This is a genomic window from Streptomyces sp. NPDC058469 (assembly GCF_042721125.1).
Taxonomy (GTDB): Bacteria; Actinomycetota; Actinomycetes; order Streptomycetales; family Streptomycetaceae; genus Streptomyces.
Genome location: NZ_JBHXME010000340.1, coordinates 1 through 2,456 on the forward strand (window position 1 = coordinate 1; position 2,456 = coordinate 2,456).

The 2,456-nt window shown below is 73.5% G+C and carries 1 protein-coding gene; it reads left to right on the top strand.

The window, feature by feature from the left end; genetic code table 11:
* Window positions 1-175 precede the first annotated feature (175 nt).
* A partial coding sequence (locus ACFWP5_RS52255; RefSeq protein WP_384174479.1) for an SDR family NAD(P)-dependent oxidoreductase occupies window positions 176-2,456 on the top strand: 2,281 nt, incomplete at its 3' end.

The window sequence follows — 2,456 nt, forward strand, 5'->3', positions numbered from 1 at the left end:
CCGTATGCGGCCGGTGCGGTCCAGGGCGACGACGCCCTCCCGGATGCCGTGCAGCATCGCCTCGCGCTCCGAGAGCAGCGCCGAGATGTCCGAGACGACCGGTGCGCCCCGTCTGCCGTTCGCCTGGCAGGGTCTGACCCTGCACGCCACGGGTGCGACAGCCCTGCGCGTCCGCATGACGACGACCGGCCCCGACTCGGTCACCCTCGACCTCGCCACCTCGACGGGCACGCCCGTGGCCCGGCTGGAGTCGATGACGACCCGACCGGCACCGGAGATGGGTCCCACCCCGGCCGGAGAGCTGTACCGGCTGCGCTGGACGGGCGTTCCGGCCGCCGGCGAGGTACCCGCCGTAGCGATGTCGGAGACGGACGACTTGGGCCTGGCCGCGTTCCTCGCCTCCGCCGACGACGAGTCGTCCTGGTCCGAGGAGACGCCGGAGTTGGTCGTGGCGTCCTTGTCCGCTCCCGGCGGCGCGAGCACGGACCCGGCCGCCGCGGCGCACGAACTGACCGTACGGGCACTGGAGTTGCTGCAAACACATCTCGCCGGTCCCGGGCGACTGGCCGTGGTCACACGCGGTGCCTCCGAGGCCTCCCCCGACCTGCCCGCCGCCACGGTCTGGGGCCTGCTGCGGACCGCGCAGTCCGAGTACCCCGGGCGCCTCACCCTGGTGGACGTCGACGGCCGCCCCGAGTCGCTACGACAGCTGCCCGCCGCCCTCGCCACCGGCGAACCCCACATCGCCGTCCGCGAGGGCATGTTGAGCGTCCCGCGACTGGCCACCGCTCCCGGTTCGGCGAAAGACGGCTCCCTCGGCGGGGGCACTGTCCTCATCACCGGTGGCACCGGGTCCCTGGGGGCGATGCTGGCACGGCACCTGGTCGACCGACACGGAGTTCGGCGGCTCGTACTCCTCAGCCGACGCGGTGAACAGGCCCCGGGTGCACGGGAGTTGCGGGACGATCTCCAGCGGGTGGACGCCCAAGTGGACCTGGTGGCCTGCGACATCACCGAACGTGACCAACTCGCCGCCGCAGTCGAGACGTTCGGGCCCGACCTGACCGCCGTAGTGCACGCGGCCGGGGTCCTGGACGACGGTGTGCTGGCGTCGATGACTCCTGAGCGGCTGGCGACAGTGCTGCGGCCGAAGGCCGACGCGGCCTGGCAGTTGCACGAGTTGACGAAGGGGCTGCCCCTGGCGCAGTTCGTGCTGTTCTCGTCGGCGGCCGGGCTGCTGGGCAACCCCGGTCAGGCCAACTACGCGGCGGCCAACTCCTTCCTGGACGCACTCGCCCGCCATCGCGCCGAACTGGGCCTGCCCGCACTGTCGTTGGTCTGGGGCGCTTGGGCGGACGAGGAGGGCATGGCGGCGCGCAGCGGCCGGGTCCACGGCGGGCCGGTGCGCGCGGTCTCCCCCAAGCAGGCGTTCGCGCTCTTCGACGCCGCGCTGGGAAGTGGTGAACCGGTCCTCGCACCACTGCCGTTGGACCGTTCGCCGAAGGCAATTCCGGCCGGGACGGTCGTCCCGCCGCCGCTGCGCGGGCTCATGCGCGCGGACCGGCAGTCAGCCTCTTCCACCATCCCGGCGGACGGTGCCGCCGGGTCCTGGCGGGACCGGCTCGTCGCACTGCCCGTGCCCGAGCGGCTGCCGGCACTTCAGGCGCTGATCCGGACCGAGGTCGCCGGCGTGCTCGGGCACACGGACGCCGACTCGGTCGACCGGGACTTCTCGGAACTGGGCCTCGACTCCTTGATGCGGGTCATGCTCTGCAACCGGTTGAGCCTGCTGACCGGGACCCCGCTGGCCGTCACCGTGGCCTACGACTGGCCGGACACGGAACAGCTCGCCGAGCATCTGTACGGCGAGCTGCGCGGTGGCCTGCCCGACGAGGCCTCCGCCGCCACCGTCCCGTCGCCGGTAGGGCCCGGCGGGCGTGGGCGCGGCGCCGGGCGGTCGCTGCCTGCCTTGTACCGGAAGGTCTGCGAGACCGGTGACGTCGTATCGGCCATGCATCTCCTGGTGACCGCGTCCATCGGCGCGCCCGTCTTCGGCCCCGAGGAGGCGGCCCGGCACGCGCTGCCGCCGCTGCGGCTGGCCGCCGGGACCCAGGGTCCCGCCCTCGTCTGTGTTCCCGGCTTCGCCAGCACCCTGGGGCGCCCCTGGTACGCGGGGTTCGCCCCCTGTTTCGAGGGCGAGCGGGACGTCTTCGAGGTGCGGCACTCCGGCATCGACCACGGAGACGCGGTGGCACGGGACCTGGAGTCGCTGACCGGGGCGCACGCCACGGCCGTACGGCATCAACTCGGCGACCGGCGTTACGTGTTGGTCGGCCATTCCATGGGCGGTACGGCAGCCCAAGCGCGCGCCACCGGGCTGTCGGCCGGCTGTAGACGCCCGGCCGGCGACGTGATGAGCGGGGCGAGCGCGATCAGCCCGGCAGCGGGGGGGGGGC